Source organism: Veillonellaceae bacterium, assembly GCA_025992895.1.
Classification (GTDB): domain Bacteria; phylum Bacillota; class Negativicutes; order Veillonellales; family Dialisteraceae; genus Dialister.
Map to the genome: position 1 here is coordinate 1,035,555 of DAJPGA010000001.1, position 14,604 is coordinate 1,050,158.

Genomic DNA, 14,604 nt, shown 5'->3' on the forward strand with positions numbered 1-14,604 from the left:
GTGCGGGAAAGGCTTTCCTTCCGCCCGGGAGCGGGGAGGAAAGCCGCCGCATTTTATATCCCGCTCTGGCGGGTGCTCCCCAGAAAAAATGGGAGGGGTCATCCCTCCTGCTGTTTACAGAAAGTCAGGAGAATTCCGGAATGTATAAAAGTATTGATATCTATGATGACAAGCCCCATGAAGAATGCGGGGTATTTGGCATTTTTGACCGTGAATTGTCTGCTGCAGCCGAGACCTATTACGGGATTTTCGCACTCCAGCACCGCGGCCAGGAAAGCGCCGGCATCACAGTGTCTGACGGAAAGGTTATGGAGACTTTCCGCGGTATGGGACTCGTTACCGAAGTTTTCCGCCATTTACCTGAAAAGGATGGGCATATCGGTATCGGACACGTACGTTATTCCACCACAGGCTCTTCGATTCCTGCCAATGTGCAGCCGCTGCAGGCTGACAGCATAGACGGGTCGATGGCATTGGCACATAACGGCAATCTGGTCAACACGAAGAACCTTCGCAGAAGACTGCTTCTGGAAGGCTCCACGTTCCAGACTTCCATGGATACCGAAGTCATTATCAAGCTTCTGGCAAGAAGCCGCAGAAAAACAGAAGAAGAAAAGTTTATTGAACTGATGGATGAAATCCATGGCGCATATGCTATCGTAGCATGCACGAATGATGCGCTCTACGGCTGCCGCGATCCTTTCGGCTACCGCCCGCTCGTACTGGGCAGGACGGAAAAGGGCTGGGTGCTGGCTTCTGAAACACCGGCGCTTGATGCCATTGATGCGAAATTCGTCAGGGACATCCTTCCGGGCGAAATCGTTTCCATCGATGACAACGGCGTCCGTTCCACCATGTACTGTCCGGTGGAAAATCACCGTCACGGAATCTGCTCCTTCGAATATATTTACTTCGCCCGTCCGGATTCCATCATGAACGGACAGGATATTTACCAGGCCCGCCTCAATATGGGCAAAAAGCTCTGGGAAGAAACCCATTTCGACGGAGACGTCGTCATGAGCGTGCCGGACTCCGGCAACGTGGCAGCTCTGGGATATGCCCAGGCTTCCGGCATTCCTTTCGTGGAAGGCCTTCTCAAGAACAAGTACATGGGACGCACCTTCATCCAGCCGGGACAGAAGCAGCGTGAAAGAGCCGTCCGCATGAAGCTGAACCCGATCCGCATGAATGTCGAAGGAAAGAGGATCATCCTCGTCGATGACTCCATCGTCCGCGGCACGACAAGCGGCATCATCATAAACCTTCTGAGAAACGCAGGCGCCAAGGAAATCAAACTCTGCATCAGCTCGCCGCCAGTCAGATATCCATGCTTCTTCGGCATTGATACCGCTGAAAGAAAGCAGCTGATCGCCGCTAAATATTCAACAGAGGAAATCTGCAAGATGATCGGCGCTGATGCGCTCCATTACCTCTCGCAGGAAGGCCTCGCTGAATCGATTTCCACACTGAAGAAGACGGATATGTGCTTTGCCTGCTTCGACGGCATTTATCCGGAACCCGTACCGAACAACAGTCTGGGCGGCATGGAAGAGGAAGAATAGGACAAGGGAGAATAGGGACATGACTGAAAAGAAAAAAGGCCTGACTTACGCGGAAGCCGGCGTTGATATCGATGCTGGCGAAAGAGAAGTGGAACTGATCAAGAAATCAGTCCAGGCAACATACACCAGAGGCGTTCTGGGAGATCTGGGAGGCTTTGGCGGCCTTTTCCGCCTGAAGGATGAACTCTCAGATGATCCGGTTCTCGTATCCGGCACTGACGGCGTAGGCACAAAGCTGCGTCTTGCTATTGAAATGGGCATCCATGATACCATCGGCCAGGACTGCGTTGCCATGAGCGTCAATGACGTCCTCGTACAGGGCGCAAGACCGCTCTTCTTCCTGGACTACATTGCAACCGGCAAGCTCGAACCGGAGCTGATGGCTGAAATCGTCAAGGGCGTTGCCAATGCCTGCATCGAATCCGGCTGCGCACTCCTCGGCGGCGAAACTGCTGAAATGGCAGGCTTCTATGCCAAAGGCGATTACGATGTAGCAGGCTTTGCTGTCGGCATCGTAGACAAGAAAGACCTCATCACCGGCGAAACGATCGCTCCTGGCGACGTCATTCTCGGACTTCCGTCCACCGGTGTCCATTCCAACGGATACTCCCTCGTACGCCGCATCATCGAGGACAACAACCTGGACCTGAAGAAAACGTATGAAGGCTTCGACAAGCCGCTGGGAGAAGTTCTCCTTACACCGACCCGCCTCTATTCAAGACCGGTCCTGCCGGTACTGAAGGGCGCTGATGTCAAAGGCCTCGTCCATATTACAGGCGGCGGCTTCTACGACAACATCCCGAGAGTCCTTCCAAAGGGCACCCGCGCTGTACTGAATGCCGATCTCTGGCCGATGCTTCCTGTATTCCCGTTCCTGATGAATCTGGGAGGCGTCGATCCGCATGAAATGTACCGCACATACAACTGCGGTCTTGGCATGCTCCTGATTCTCACCCGCGAGGAAGCAGAAAAGGCAAAGGAAATCCTCGCTTCCATCAATGAACCGGTTTACGAAGTCGGCGAAATTACTGAAGGCAGCCAGGACGTCATTGTGACGGGCGGCTTGTTTAATAAATAATTGCCTTAAATGATAGCCGGACTTCTGAGCGGAGTCTGGCTTTTCATTAAAAACCATCTGAAAATATGAGCTGCCCGCGCGGAAGAAGGGCAGCCGAACTGAAAATTTGTGCCAGAATTTCCTGAAATGATTATATATCCATGGGAATACGATTCTTACCCTGGTTTCGATATAATAAAAATATCCTGGTTTTAGGAAAGGGCATGGCCCCAAGGCAGATAAGAAGAAAAGGAGATATATTATGGCACAATTAGATGCACAGTCCATCATCAATTTCATAGGCAGCGCTCCTAAGAAAACATTTGTCAAAGTATATGTAAAAGGAAAAAACCTTGACTCCCTGACATATCCGGAAGGAGTGGATGCCTTTGTAGAAAGCAGGACAGGAATCCTCTTTGGCGACTGGAAAGAAGTAAAGCCGTTCTTGGATGAGCATGAAAAGGATTTTGACGCAGTCAGAATTGAAAATGAAGCAAGAAATTCTGCTGTTCCGCTTCTGGACACAAAGAATATCAATGCACGTATCGAACCAGGCGCTGTCATCCGCGATCAGGTACTGATCGGAAAAAATGCCGTCATCATGATGGGAGCTATCATCAATATCGGCGCTGAGATCGGAGAAGGCACCATGATTGATATGGGAGCCATCCTCGGCGGACGCGCTATCGTCGGCAAGCATTGCCATATCGGTGCAGGTACTGTACTGGCAGGCGTTGTTGAACCGGCATCTGCTGAACCGGTACGTGTCGATGACAATGTCCTGATCGGAGCCAATGCTGTTGTTATTGAAGGCGTTCACATCGGTGAAGGTGCAGTCGTTGCCGCAGGAGCCATCGTTATTCATGATGTTGCTCCTCATACCGTAGTAGCAGGATCCCCTGCCCGCTACATCAAGGACGTAGACGCAAAGACCACATCAAAAACCGGTCTTGAAGAAGAATTGAGGAATCTGTAATGCTCAAAGAGGACGATCTGATCACGATCCGTCGTCATCTGCACCAGATACCGGAAGTCGCACTGGAAGAAGTGGAAACACATGCATTCCTCATGCAGGTGATTGACATGATGGACCAGAAGTTTTTGAAAATTCTGGAGCCGAAAGAACTTCCGACCGCGATACTGGTAAGAGTGCAGGGATCCGATCCGTCCCGGACAATCGGGTACAGGACGGATATCGACGGGCTTCCTGTTGATGAAAAGACAGGACTTCCGTACGCATCGCAGCATCCGGGAAAGATGCATGCCTGCGGTCATGATATGCATATGACAGTCGCGCTTGGCGTATTGGATTATTTTGCGAGCCACCAGCCTAAGGACAATCTGGTGTTCTTCTTCCAGCCTGCGGAAGAAAGCGAAGCAGGCGGGAAGCGTGCCTATGAACTCGGCCTCTTTGAAGGAGAATGGCGTCCGGATGAATTCTACGGACTTCATGTAAATCCGAAAATGCAGACAGGGGTCATCGGATGCCGTATGGGAACACTCTTTGCCGGCACGACTGAAGTCAATATCGATGTGATCGGCAAAGGCGGCCATGCTGCATTCCCGCAGGATGCAAAGGATGCCGTCGTTGCTGCCAGCGCTCTGGTCATGCAGATCCAGACAATCATTTCCCGCTCGATCAATCCGATAGAATCAGGGGTCATTACCCTTGGAAAATTCGAGGCAGGCACAATCAGGAATGTCATTGCCGACCATGCGCGCCTTGAAGGAACGATCCGCGGCCTGACACAGGTGATGATTGAAAAGATCAAGGAACGTGTTCAGGAAATCTGCGAAGGAATTGAAAAAAGCTTTGAAGTGGAAGTCAGGCTGGGACTCAATCAGGGCGGATATTTCCCTGTTGAAAATGATCCCGTGCTGACGAAGCGCTTCATCGGATTCATGCAGAAGAATCCTGATGTAGTCTATGAGGAAGTGCCGCCTGCCATGACAGGAGAGGACTTCGGTTATCTTCTGCATCAGTTCCCTGGAACCATGTTCTGGCTGGGCGTTGATGGCGGAGCCCAGCTTCATGAAGCTTCCATGAGCCCTAAGGAAGGGGCTATCCAAAAGGGAATAACAGCCATTACTGAATTCTTAGAATACCGCATGACTGCAGAAGAGTAATTTTATAATAGAACTGAATTTGTCCTCCAGAGAGACATGATCCCGATGGACAGGAAACAGGAGGTAGATTGTATGCCATCAGTTATTTCAGAATTAAGCGGGATGATTAATCAGAAGCTGACAGAGGTACCGCCGTCAGCGATTCGTGCATTTGACAATGAAATTTCATCTGTCCCGGGAATTATCAAATTAACATTGGGCGAACCGGATTTTGCTGTGCCTGACCATGTCAAAATGGCTGCGGTGAAGAGCATTGCAGAAGACGATTCCCATTACTCACAGTCAGCCGGAAAGATTGAACTGAGGGAAGCCATCGCAGCATATCTGAAACGCACAAGAAATGTCGATTATGATCCGGCTTCGGAAATCGTAGTTGCTGTCGGGGCAACAGAAGCACTGGCTGCCTGCACATTTGCTCTCCTGAATCCGGGAGACAAGGTCCTTGTTCCGACACCTGTTTTTCCGCTGTACTTCCCGCTCATTTCTCTTACGGGAGCAGAGGTTGTCATGATCAATACAGCTCCGGAGGGGTTTGTACTGACTCCGGAACGTCTGAAAAAGGTGCTTGAAGAGGAAGGAAGCAGCGTCAAGGCTATTCTCCTCAATTATCCGTCGAATCCGACAGGACGTTCCTATTCGGCCAAGCTGCTTGATGAACTGGCTGAAATCCTGAAAGAACATCATTTGCTGGTTCTGGCGGATGAAATCTACTCCGAACTGACTTATGATGCGGAGCATTCATCCCTGGCAACCCGCCTTCCGGGACAGACTTTGCTGATTTCCGGCTTGTCCAAGTCCCATGCCATGACCGGATATCGTTTAGGATACGTGGCCGGACCTTCCGCGCTGATCGGTGCAGTCACAAAGATGCATGCATTTATGGTGACCTGCATCAATGACTCCGCACAGGCCGCTGCTGTCGAAGCATTGAATCATGGAGATAACGATCCGGTTGTCTTCAGGGAAGCATACAGGCACCGCAGAGATTATATGGTGGGCCGCATGCGCAAGATGGGATTTGAAATGGCAGTGCCTGAAGGCGCATTCTATGTATTTGCCAAAATCCCGAAGGAATTTGGAACAGACGACTTTGCTTTTGCATTAAGACTGGCCAAGGAAGGCAGGCTGGGGATTATCCCAGGATCCGTCTTTGGAAACGGCGGCGAAGGATATGTAAGAATTTCCTATGCGGCATCCGATGAGAAAATCGAAGAGGCAATGAACTGTCTCGAAGAGTTTGTCAGCCATATCTGAAACCAGGCGGGAAGGCGCAGAGCGCCGCTCCAGATATTTTCCCGTATCAGATAAATGCTATAATCAGTTGGATTTCCATATGAAAGGCAACCATAAAATCAGGCAAAATTTCCTGCCTTTAGATGGAATGCTGCCAGCTTGCCAGGTCAGTCTTTGTTGAAAACAGGAATTGGCTGACAGGAACTATTTACTTTGAGGATTTCGTGTATGAACAAAAAGAGAATTGTAATATTTGCATCAGGCCGCGGCTCAAACGCCGAGGCCATCCATGAGGCCTGCGAAAACGGGATAGTCAACGGAGAGGTCGTTGGCGTCATCTGTGATCACGCAGGAGCGCAGGTTCTTGAAAGAGCCAGACGCTGGAATGTACCCTCCACGGTCATCGAATTAAAATCCTTCGAGAACAAGGCAGCTTTCAATGATGCCCTCCTCGAAGCAGCCGCATCATATAAGCCCGATCTCATCTGCCTTGCCGGCTACATGAGAATCTGCGGGGAAAATCTGATCCATGCATTCCCGAACCGGATCATCAACATCCATCCGGCTCTGCTTCCGAGCTTCCGCGGGCTCCATGCCCAGAGACAGGCCATTGAAGCCGGCGTCAAAGTTGCAGGCTGCACGGTCCACTTTGTCGGAACGGGCCTTGATGACGGCCCGATCATCACGCAGACTGCCGTTCCCGTCTATGATGATGATACGGAAGACACGCTGTCCGCACGCATCCTGGAACAGGAGCATCCTTCCTACGTCCGCGCTGTCGCTGCCTACTGCAGGGATGAGCTTACGATTGAAGGACATCATGTTTCCGGCATGCACGGCCACCATTAATTCAGACTGAATATCTGATGATTTCAGATTCACATAGTATCGCCCGGAAACGGGCCGTTCACAAAGGAGGAGTTATAATGGCAGTCAAAAGAGCGCTTATCAGCGTATCTGATAAGACAGGTGTTGTAGATTTCGCAAGAGGACTTCATGAACTCGGCGTGGAAATCATTTCCACAGGCGGAACCATGAAGGCAATCGCAGATGCAGGCATTCCTGTAAAATCTGTTTCTGAAGTTACCGGTTTCCCGGAAATGATGGACGGCAGAGTCAAGACACTGCATCCGATGATCCACGGCGGCATCCTTGCTATCCGTGACAACCCGGAACATGTCAAGGCCATGAAGGAACACGGCATTACCGGCATCGACCTCGTAGCCGTCAACCTGTACCCGTTTAGGGAAACCATTGCAAAACCTGATGTCACCAGAGCTGAAGCTATCGAAAACATCGATATCGGCGGCCCGTCCATGGTCCGTGCAGCAGCAAAGAACTATAAGTACGTTGCTGTTGTTGTCGACCCCAAGCAGTATGATGACATTCTTGAAAGAATTAAAAATGACCAGCTGACTGAAGAATTCCGTCTGGATCTCTCCAGAAAGGCATTCCTCCACACAGGCCTTTACGACTGTGCTATCGCTGACTACCTGACAAAACAGGTCAACGGCACAGAAGATACACTGCCGGATATTTACAGCATGGCCTATGTCAAGCTGCAGGACCTGCGCTACGGTGAAAACCCGCATCAGAAAGCTGCTTTCTACAAGGATCCGGAAGCAACAGGCGGCATCGCTGCTGCCAAGCAGCTCCACGGCAAGGAACTTTCCTACAACAATATCGTTGATATGGAAGCAGCCTGGGATCTTGCCTGCGAATGGAAAGACCAGCCGGCATGCGTCATTGTCAAGCATACGAACCCATGCGGCACCGCTCTTGGAAGCACAGCTCTTGAAGCATTCCAGAGAGCTTTCGACGCTGACAGCAAATCTGCTTTCGGCGGCATCGTTGCCATGAACCGTGAATGCGACAAGGAGACCGCTGAAGCTATGAAGCCGATTTTCTTTGAAGTCGTCATGGCTCCGAAATTCTCCAAGGAAGCTTTCGACATCCTCAGCACGAAGAAAAACATCCGTCTGATCGAAGTACCGGCTTCCGAAAAAGAAGAACTCCAGCTGCACAAGGTTTCCGGCGGACTTCTCGTACAGACACCGGACAACAGCGCTGAAACAAGAAAAGACTGCAAGGTAGTTACCGACCGCGCTCCGACAGAAGAAGAATGGCAGGCACTGGAATTTGCATGGAAGATCGTCAAGCATGTCAAATCCAATGCCATCGTTCTGACCGGCAAGGACGTAACACTCGGCGTCGGTGCAGGACAGATGAACCGCGTCGGCGCAGCTGACATTGCCATTGCTGAAGCAGGAGAAAAATCCAAGGGCTCCGTCATGAGCTCCGATGCATTCTTCCCGTTCGGCGATACCATTGAAGCCGCAGGCAAGGCAGGCGTCACCGCTGTTATTCAGCCAGGCGGATCCATCAGAGATCAGGAATCCATCGATATGGCCAACAAGTACGGCATTGCCATGGTATTCACCGGTCACCGTCATTTCCGTCACAGCTAAGAGAGGAAGTTTAAATGAAAGTATTGGTTATTGGAAGCGGCGGACGCGAACATGCGCTGCTTTGGAAGCTCTCCCAGAGTCCTTCCGTTACAGAACTTTATGCAGTCCCGGGCGATGAAGGCATGGCAGACATCGCCTCTCTCGTTCCGGTAAAGAGCAATGAAGATATTCTGGATTTCGCAAGACTCATGCAGATCGATTTGACCGTAGCAGGACCGGAAACGGTTCTCACCGAAGGCCTTGCCGATCAGTTCGAGGCAGAAGGACTTGCTTTCTTCGGTCCGTCCAAAGCGGCAGCCCGCATTGAAGGCTCCAAGAGCTTTGCAAAATCTCTCATGAAGAAATACGGCATCCCGACAGCCGCTTACGAAGTATTCACTGACGAAGACAAAGCTGTCGAATACCTGAAGACACAGTCTTTCCCAATCGTCATAAAGGCTGACGGACTGGCAGCAGGCAAGGGCGTCATCATTGCCAAGGATCTGGAAGAAGCTACCCATACCGTCAAGGATATGCTCGAAGGCAATTCCTTCGGTGATGCAGGCCGCTCCGTTGTCATTGAAGAATTCATGACAGGCGAGGAAGCGAGCGTTCTCTGCTTCTGCGACGGAACGACAGTCGTTCCGATGGTTTCCTCCCAGGATCACAAGAGAATCGGCGACGGGGATACCGGCCCGAATACCGGCGGCATGGGCGCCTATGCTCCTGCTCCGGTCATGACCCGCGAACTCATTGAAGAAGCCAATGTAAGAATCCTCCGTCCGATGGCAGCTGCCATGAAGAAGGAAGGATATCCATTCAAAGGCTGCCTCTATGCAGGCCTCATGATCACCGATGAAGGACCGAAGGTCGTTGAATTCAACTGCCGCTTCGGCGATCCGGAAACAGAAGCTGTACTTCCGCTTCTCGACGGCGATCTCGCACAGATCATGCTCGACTGCGTCAACGGAAAACTCACGCACGAAGAAGTGACATGGAAAGACGGCTATGCTGTCGATGTCGTCCTGGCATCCGGCGGTTATCCTGCTTCCCATACATCCGGCGAAATCATCAGCGGCATTGAAGATGCGAAGAAAGAAGACTGCATCGTATTCCATGCAGGCACTGCCAAGAAAGACGGCGAATTCGTCGTCAATGGCGGCCGCGTGCTGAACGTTGTCGCCATTGCCCCGACACTGGAAGAAGCAAAGGAAAAAGCCTATAAAGGCGTTTCCCGCATCCACTGGATGGGCATGCAGTATCGTCACGACATTGCTGACAAGGGTATCAGGCATATTACGGATAAAAATTAATTTATAATAGTCATAAGAATTAATCGACAAGGAGCATCATTTGATGCTCCTTTTTTTCATATCAAATATCGGAAATTGGGTTTATGAATAAAATCAATGAGGAAAAGAGGATGTATTTATTTCAACCTCCATCTGTGAAAAGACTTGTGATATGTGCTGTCTCAGAGACATAAAGGCGTTATTAGAAAATGAGAGAAATCTTAAATATTCAATGAGGAAGGTATTTTTTTTAGGTGGCAGAAGAATAGTATACTATATATTATTAAAATAAAATCAGTGAAAAAATACAAACATTTAATGATAAATTTCAATAAGATGAATGAATTCTGAATAATTTACTAAAAATCATAATTGACGGATCTAATTAGATAACGTAAAATAGAATTGTCGGATATAAATTAGAGATAAATGTGGAATAGACTAATATAAATTTAGATAAAGTTTACAACTTAATAATGTAAAAATAGCAAGTGGGGAATTCGGTGAGAATCCGAAACTGTCCCGCAACTGTAGGGGGAGCTGATCGATTGCAAGCCTTTCACAAAGGAATTGATGAGCCATGATCCGAGTCAGAGTGCCACACTATTTTATAGACATGACAACTTACGAGTTATGAGTTCGCATGCATAGAAATAGCCAGGATGGAAAAGTGACTATATTGTTTTAAATTGCTATTTCTATGTTATTTTCTATGTTATTTGCCTCATAGCTCTTTTTTTATCTGACAGGGAAAAGTTCATAATTTGAGGAGGAATTTTATGAAAAAGTTTAAGAGATTGCTGTTAGCTGGAGCACTTATGTCTGGATTTATTTGTGTTCCGGGAATGTCTGATGCAGCGAATGGATATGTAAATTATCCGGCGGTATTACAGGCGGCGCCACAATTAGTGGAAGCACAGAGGGAAATAGTCGAAACGCAGAATTCTCTGCAGAAAGAATTTAATGAAAAATCGCAGAAGATGACCGATGCGGATAAAAGAGCGTTGGCAGATAGATTAAATAAACAGCTCCAGAGAAAGCAGCAGAATATTGAGAAGAACAAAATTGTTCCCACAATCAACAAAATTCGTTCCGCCATTGCCGCAGCGGCAAAGGAAAACAATATTGACTTTGTAGTACAGGAAGGCGCCTGGCTTTATGGCGGGAAAGATCTTACTCCCGAGGTTATTGCACGGGTAAAGGCAAAATAATGTTCTTATACAGGATTCATCCTATTGGGATATGGGAAGACCCGGAATGAACCTGAAAATATATTCATAAGAAAAGGAGAATGATTATGGCAACAAAAACAACAGGGAAAATTGAAGAGACAGTAGTGCAGAGCAAGGATAAAGCATTCCAGAAATATTTGGATTCCAATAAAATTTCTGGTTTCGGCAAACAGTATGCTGGTGAAAAAGGGGAAGTTGTTCTTTATAGAAGCAATCTTCAGATCCAGGGAAAACCAATTCCTTTCATGATTGTTCTTGATAACAGTGTATATGCTGTTATTCAATTCCAGGTGGCTGATGGTATCGTTGCCAAAGAGAAAAAAGACAGAATCTCCTCTTATTTCAATGATTTGAATAACCGGTATAGAATGCTCAAATTTACCTGTGATGAAGCCGGGAATGTACTCCTCACTGTAAGTATTCCTGCGGGTGCACAGTACTTTGACCCCACATTGGTTATTGCGCTCCTTAATGAGGTTGAAAAACTTCTGAGTGCTGAATATGAAGATCTTATGAGTGAACTTAAATAATAAAGGAGCTGCATTCTGGCATTAAACAGGTTCAAACAATAATACAAATGAACAGATGCGATAAATGAACAGATGTGATAAATGAACAGATGTGGGAAAAATCATTAAATAATTTTTGTCAGCAGAATTATCCAAGTCTGTTCTTCTTGTATATGCATGCTTGTGAAAACAAGTGGGTATTTGGATGAAAATCTTGAGGGAACATGATTATTCTTGAACATACTCCATTTATTTTCACGAGCTTTTTATTAATAACAATTATGGGTTTTACTAGGTAAAAACGTAAATGCCCCTGATAGGGAAGCACCGGGGGCAGAGGGAGAAACTCATGAAAAAATATATGTATGGGCTGTTATCTGGACTGGTGTTATCTTCGTTATCAGCTTATTACACGGTAAGCGCCGCAGAAGTTGGACAAATAGGCCCAGAAAATGTTTATACGTTCGGGACGGTAACGGTAGAAGCACCACGACCTAAATGGGAGGATAAGTTATCTCCGGGGACGGTGACAGTCATCGAGCCGGCAAAATATAAAGGGGAACAGAAGACACTTCCGGATTTGTTAAAAGAAGTGCCTGGCGTTCATGTCCGTGAGGTTAATGGCAAAGGGCAGTATACAACGGTTACGGTTCGCGGATCCACTGCCGCGCAAGTAGGAATTTTTGTAGACGGAGTACTTTCTAATTTAGGTGGGGATTCAGCAGTAGATATCTCCACTATACCAATTAAAAACGTAGAGAGAGTCGAAGTTTACCGTGGTTATATTCCCAGCAGATTTGGTGGAACTTTTTTATTGGCGGCGTTATTAACATCGTAACGAAAAAGCCAAAAAAACCAGATGTGGTGGCAGAAATTGGAAAGAGCTCCTATGGAGGAAAAAGTATCTCCGGATCGGTTACCATGCCGCTTGGTTCAGGCAATTTGATGGTATCAGGCGATTATGAATCCAGTGACGGGGACTTCAGGTATGATAACTACGCTGCAGAACGTGCTATTCCTGATATTGAGCATGATATTGCTATGTTTCAACGATCCGTGGATAACTTTGCAGAAAATAAGATTACTACATGGACCAGGTACAACGCTAATAGTTACTATGTGAAACTTGATAAATCCGCTATAGATTACTACAAAACAGCTCCTGCCGAATGGGACAAATTTATTAGAAGTGATGCTTTAGAAAATAATGTACATGATCAGGCAGTACAAAAGGCGAAAGAATTTGTCGAAGGAAGCGGATTTAGGTTTAGTAATGAAGATTTTGAGGCTGCAGGACTGAAGGAGCGTTATGCGGCAGTAGGAGTTGACGAAAATTGGCTTCATGACATAGTGACTATTAACTGGGATGGTGACGTCTATGGCTATGGAGTAACCATTACTGATGAAGATAAAGAAAAAATTGCAGAGCATTATATTAAGCGTAATACGGAGGCAGAAACAGAAACTATTCGGAAAAGAGCAATTATAGAGGGCGATCCAAGCTATGCTGCAGATGCAGCTAAAGTAAAAGAGGGAAAGAAAAAATTAAGTGAAGCAGAGCAGAAGGCGCGATGGCGTAAATACAATAGCTATGAAAATAGCAGTGCCTTTGTGAAATGGCAAAATAATACATGGATGGTAAAAGGTGCCTGGAACCATATTGACAGGTATCTTCCTGACAGTCTTTGGGGCGGAGACGCCAATTCAGCTGTTGTCCATTATAATACCGATCTTTATGACACGATGTATTTCGATGCTCGTCATCAGAAATTGACAAACTCAGAACTTCTCGTACAAAACAGACATGATAATGGAAATCTGGAATGGGGATGGATGGCAGACTACACGCACCAGAAAAAATCCTATCGTGCGGAAAATATCATGAGAGACGCTTCTGGCGTGGATTTCGAATTGATGAATATCCCGCTTCGTGAATGGAGCAAATATACTTCGAATAAATATAATTTCCAGATTGATGGGACTTATAGATTGTCAGAAAACAATATGCTTGATTTTCAGTCAAACTATTCTCACGAACGGCTCCATGTTGATGGTTCTCTGATGGATAAAGTCTTGGGGGACTCGGATCTCGCTGGTGTATTGGGACAAACCAGAAACCGATATGATCAGGATATTTTAAATATACAGCTTCAAGATACTATTACCTCAGGAACTTGGCAGTTCACGCCAAGTATCCGGTACAATCGTTCCTCTATTACAGGTTACAGCGACGGAAAACGTTTTGATGTAAACCAGAAAAGGCGTTATCACTGGATTCACCCTAAAGATCAACAAACGGATGACAAAGTAACCTGGCAGATGGGGATAAAGAAAACTATCAATGATAAATTGAAACTTCGGTCCTCCGTGGGTACCTATTTCCGCTTATTGAACATGTATGAAATTGCCGGGGACGGTGCGGGAATCTTACCAGCTCCATATGAAAATGGACGAAACACGGCATTCCCCAGACCAGAATATGGTAAACAGTTTGATTTCTCGGTCGATTGGGATGGGAATTTACTTCATGCCCGAAATAGTACCACTCTGACCTTTTTCTGGCGTAAGTCTGATCGTATGCTTCAGCTTGTGCGCTTCGGAAAAGATTACTGGTCTTACTTGAATGACAACCGGGGGAAAGTCCATGGAATTGAATTCCAGTCTACCTTTAATTGGGACAAGGTGGAGCTGGATGTACGGGCTACGTATACGAAATCCCATCTACAGAGGAAAAATAGTGCGGTCAATTATGATTATTCCGATGTCTGGGCTACATTCCAGCCTGAATGGGAAAGTAATGTACGCCTAACCTATTATCCTACTAAGAAATGGGCGGTATTCGGAGAAATGCACTATACAGACGATTACTTTACCAGCAGCAGCAAAGATAGTAGAGGCGGTGAATATGCTATTCTTTCAGGACGGCCGGTTAGCTCTTTGACAGTATATAATGCCGGGGTTAAATGGAAGCCATCCGATGATTGGCAAATTACCGTAGGCTGCAATGATATCTTCAATCATGGTCCGAAGCAAAAAATTAGAAGCCAGATTGCCTTTACTATCCCGGGATATATTAATCCGGAATTTCCCCATCAGGGAAGGACATATTATGCAACTGTTCGATATCAGTTCTAAGAAAGGAGAC

The 14,604-nt window shown here is 47.3% G+C and carries 12 protein-coding genes and 1 riboswitch; all 12 genes read left to right on the top strand.

The features are described 5' to 3' along the window. Nucleotides 1–140: 140 nt before the first annotated feature. The 12 genes from purF (at nt 141) to OIM03_04355 (ending at nt 14,594) form a co-directional block, all read left to right on the top strand. Nucleotides 141–1,562, top strand: a complete 1,422-nt coding sequence (gene purF, locus OIM03_04300) for an amidophosphoribosyltransferase (GenBank protein ID HJI73501.1) — start codon at nt 141–143, stop codon at nt 1,560–1,562. 19 nt (nt 1,563–1,581) lie between these two features. After that, the gene (gene purM / locus OIM03_04305) at nt 1,582–2,640 is read left to right on the top strand and encodes a phosphoribosylformylglycinamidine cyclo-ligase (protein ID HJI73502.1); all 1,059 of its coding nucleotides are present in this window, start codon (nt 1,582–1,584) and stop codon (nt 2,638–2,640) included. A gap of 241 nt (nt 2,641–2,881) precedes the next feature. Then, complete coding sequence (gene dapD / locus OIM03_04310) at nt 2,882–3,595, top strand: 2,3,4,5-tetrahydropyridine-2,6-dicarboxylate N-acetyltransferase (protein HJI73503.1); 714 nt, start codon at nt 2,882–2,884, stop codon at nt 3,593–3,595. Further along, entirely contained in the window at nt 3,595–4,746 is a 1,152-nt protein-coding gene (locus OIM03_04315; GenBank protein HJI73504.1) for an N-acetyldiaminopimelate deacetylase, read from the top strand. Before dapD ends, OIM03_04315 begins: the two co-directional genes overlap by 1 nt. Nucleotides 4,747–4,818: 72 nt before the next feature. Continuing rightward, entirely contained in the window at nt 4,819–6,000 is a 1,182-nt protein-coding gene (locus OIM03_04320; protein ID HJI73505.1) for an aminotransferase class I/II-fold pyridoxal phosphate-dependent enzyme, read from the top strand. Nucleotides 6,001–6,207: 207 nt separating this feature from the next. Then, entirely contained in the window at nt 6,208–6,828 is a 621-nt protein-coding gene (gene purN, locus OIM03_04325) for a phosphoribosylglycinamide formyltransferase (GenBank protein ID HJI73506.1), read from the top strand. A gap of 77 nt (nt 6,829–6,905) precedes the next feature. Next, on the top strand, nt 6,906–8,447 hold the full coding sequence (purH, locus tag OIM03_04330) for a bifunctional phosphoribosylaminoimidazolecarboxamide formyltransferase/IMP cyclohydrolase (protein ID HJI73507.1): 1,542 nt from the start codon (nt 6,906–6,908) through the stop codon (nt 8,445–8,447). A gap of 14 nt (nt 8,448–8,461) precedes the next feature. Then, nucleotides 8,462–9,739 (top strand): phosphoribosylamine--glycine ligase, encoded by a 1,278-nt coding sequence (purD, locus tag OIM03_04335; protein HJI73508.1) that lies wholly within the window; start codon nt 8,462–8,464, stop codon nt 9,737–9,739. Nucleotides 9,740–10,160: 421 nt separating this feature from the next. Further along, nucleotides 10,161–10,339: riboswitch (cobalamin riboswitch) on the top strand. A gap of 158 nt (nt 10,340–10,497) precedes the next feature. After that, nucleotides 10,498–10,929, top strand: a complete 432-nt coding sequence (locus tag OIM03_04340; GenBank protein HJI73509.1) for an OmpH family outer membrane protein — start codon at nt 10,498–10,500, stop codon at nt 10,927–10,929. A gap of 86 nt (nt 10,930–11,015) precedes the next feature. After that, a complete protein-coding gene (locus OIM03_04345) occupies nt 11,016–11,480 on the top strand; it encodes a hypothetical protein (protein ID HJI73510.1) in 465 nt (154 codons plus the stop codon). A gap of 328 nt (nt 11,481–11,808) precedes the next feature. Then, the gene (locus tag OIM03_04350) at nt 11,809–12,297 is read left to right on the top strand and encodes a Plug domain-containing protein (protein ID HJI73511.1); all 489 of its coding nucleotides are present in this window, start codon (nt 11,809–11,811) and stop codon (nt 12,295–12,297) included. Between the two features lie 26 nt (nt 12,298–12,323). Further along, nucleotides 12,324–14,594, top strand: coding sequence for a TonB-dependent receptor (locus OIM03_04355; GenBank protein HJI73512.1), 2,271 nt, complete (start codon nt 12,324–12,326; stop codon nt 14,592–14,594). Nucleotides 14,595–14,604: the final 10 nt, after the last annotated feature.

Coding starts and splice junctions, on each gene's coding strand:
- purD (HJI73508.1), top strand. CDS start 8,462: ATGAAAGTATTGGTTATTGGAAGCGGCGGACGCGAACATGCGCTGCTT.
- purH (HJI73507.1), top strand. CDS start 6,906: ATGGCAGTCAAAAGAGCGCTTATCAGCGTATCTGATAAGACAGGTGTT.
- dapD (HJI73503.1), top strand. CDS start 2,882: ATGGCACAATTAGATGCACAGTCCATCATCAATTTCATAGGCAGCGCT.
- purF (HJI73501.1), top strand. CDS start 141: ATGTATAAAAGTATTGATATCTATGATGACAAGCCCCATGAAGAATGC.
- purM (HJI73502.1), top strand. CDS start 1,582: ATGACTGAAAAGAAAAAAGGCCTGACTTACGCGGAAGCCGGCGTTGAT.
- OIM03_04315 (HJI73504.1), top strand. CDS start 3,595: ATGCTCAAAGAGGACGATCTGATCACGATCCGTCGTCATCTGCACCAG.
- OIM03_04320 (HJI73505.1), top strand. CDS start 4,819: ATGCCATCAGTTATTTCAGAATTAAGCGGGATGATTAATCAGAAGCTG.
- OIM03_04345 (HJI73510.1), top strand. CDS start 11,016: ATGGCAACAAAAACAACAGGGAAAATTGAAGAGACAGTAGTGCAGAGC.
- purN (HJI73506.1), top strand. CDS start 6,208: ATGAACAAAAAGAGAATTGTAATATTTGCATCAGGCCGCGGCTCAAAC.
- OIM03_04340 (HJI73509.1), top strand. CDS start 10,498: ATGAAAAAGTTTAAGAGATTGCTGTTAGCTGGAGCACTTATGTCTGGA.
- OIM03_04350 (HJI73511.1), top strand. CDS start 11,809: ATGAAAAAATATATGTATGGGCTGTTATCTGGACTGGTGTTATCTTCG.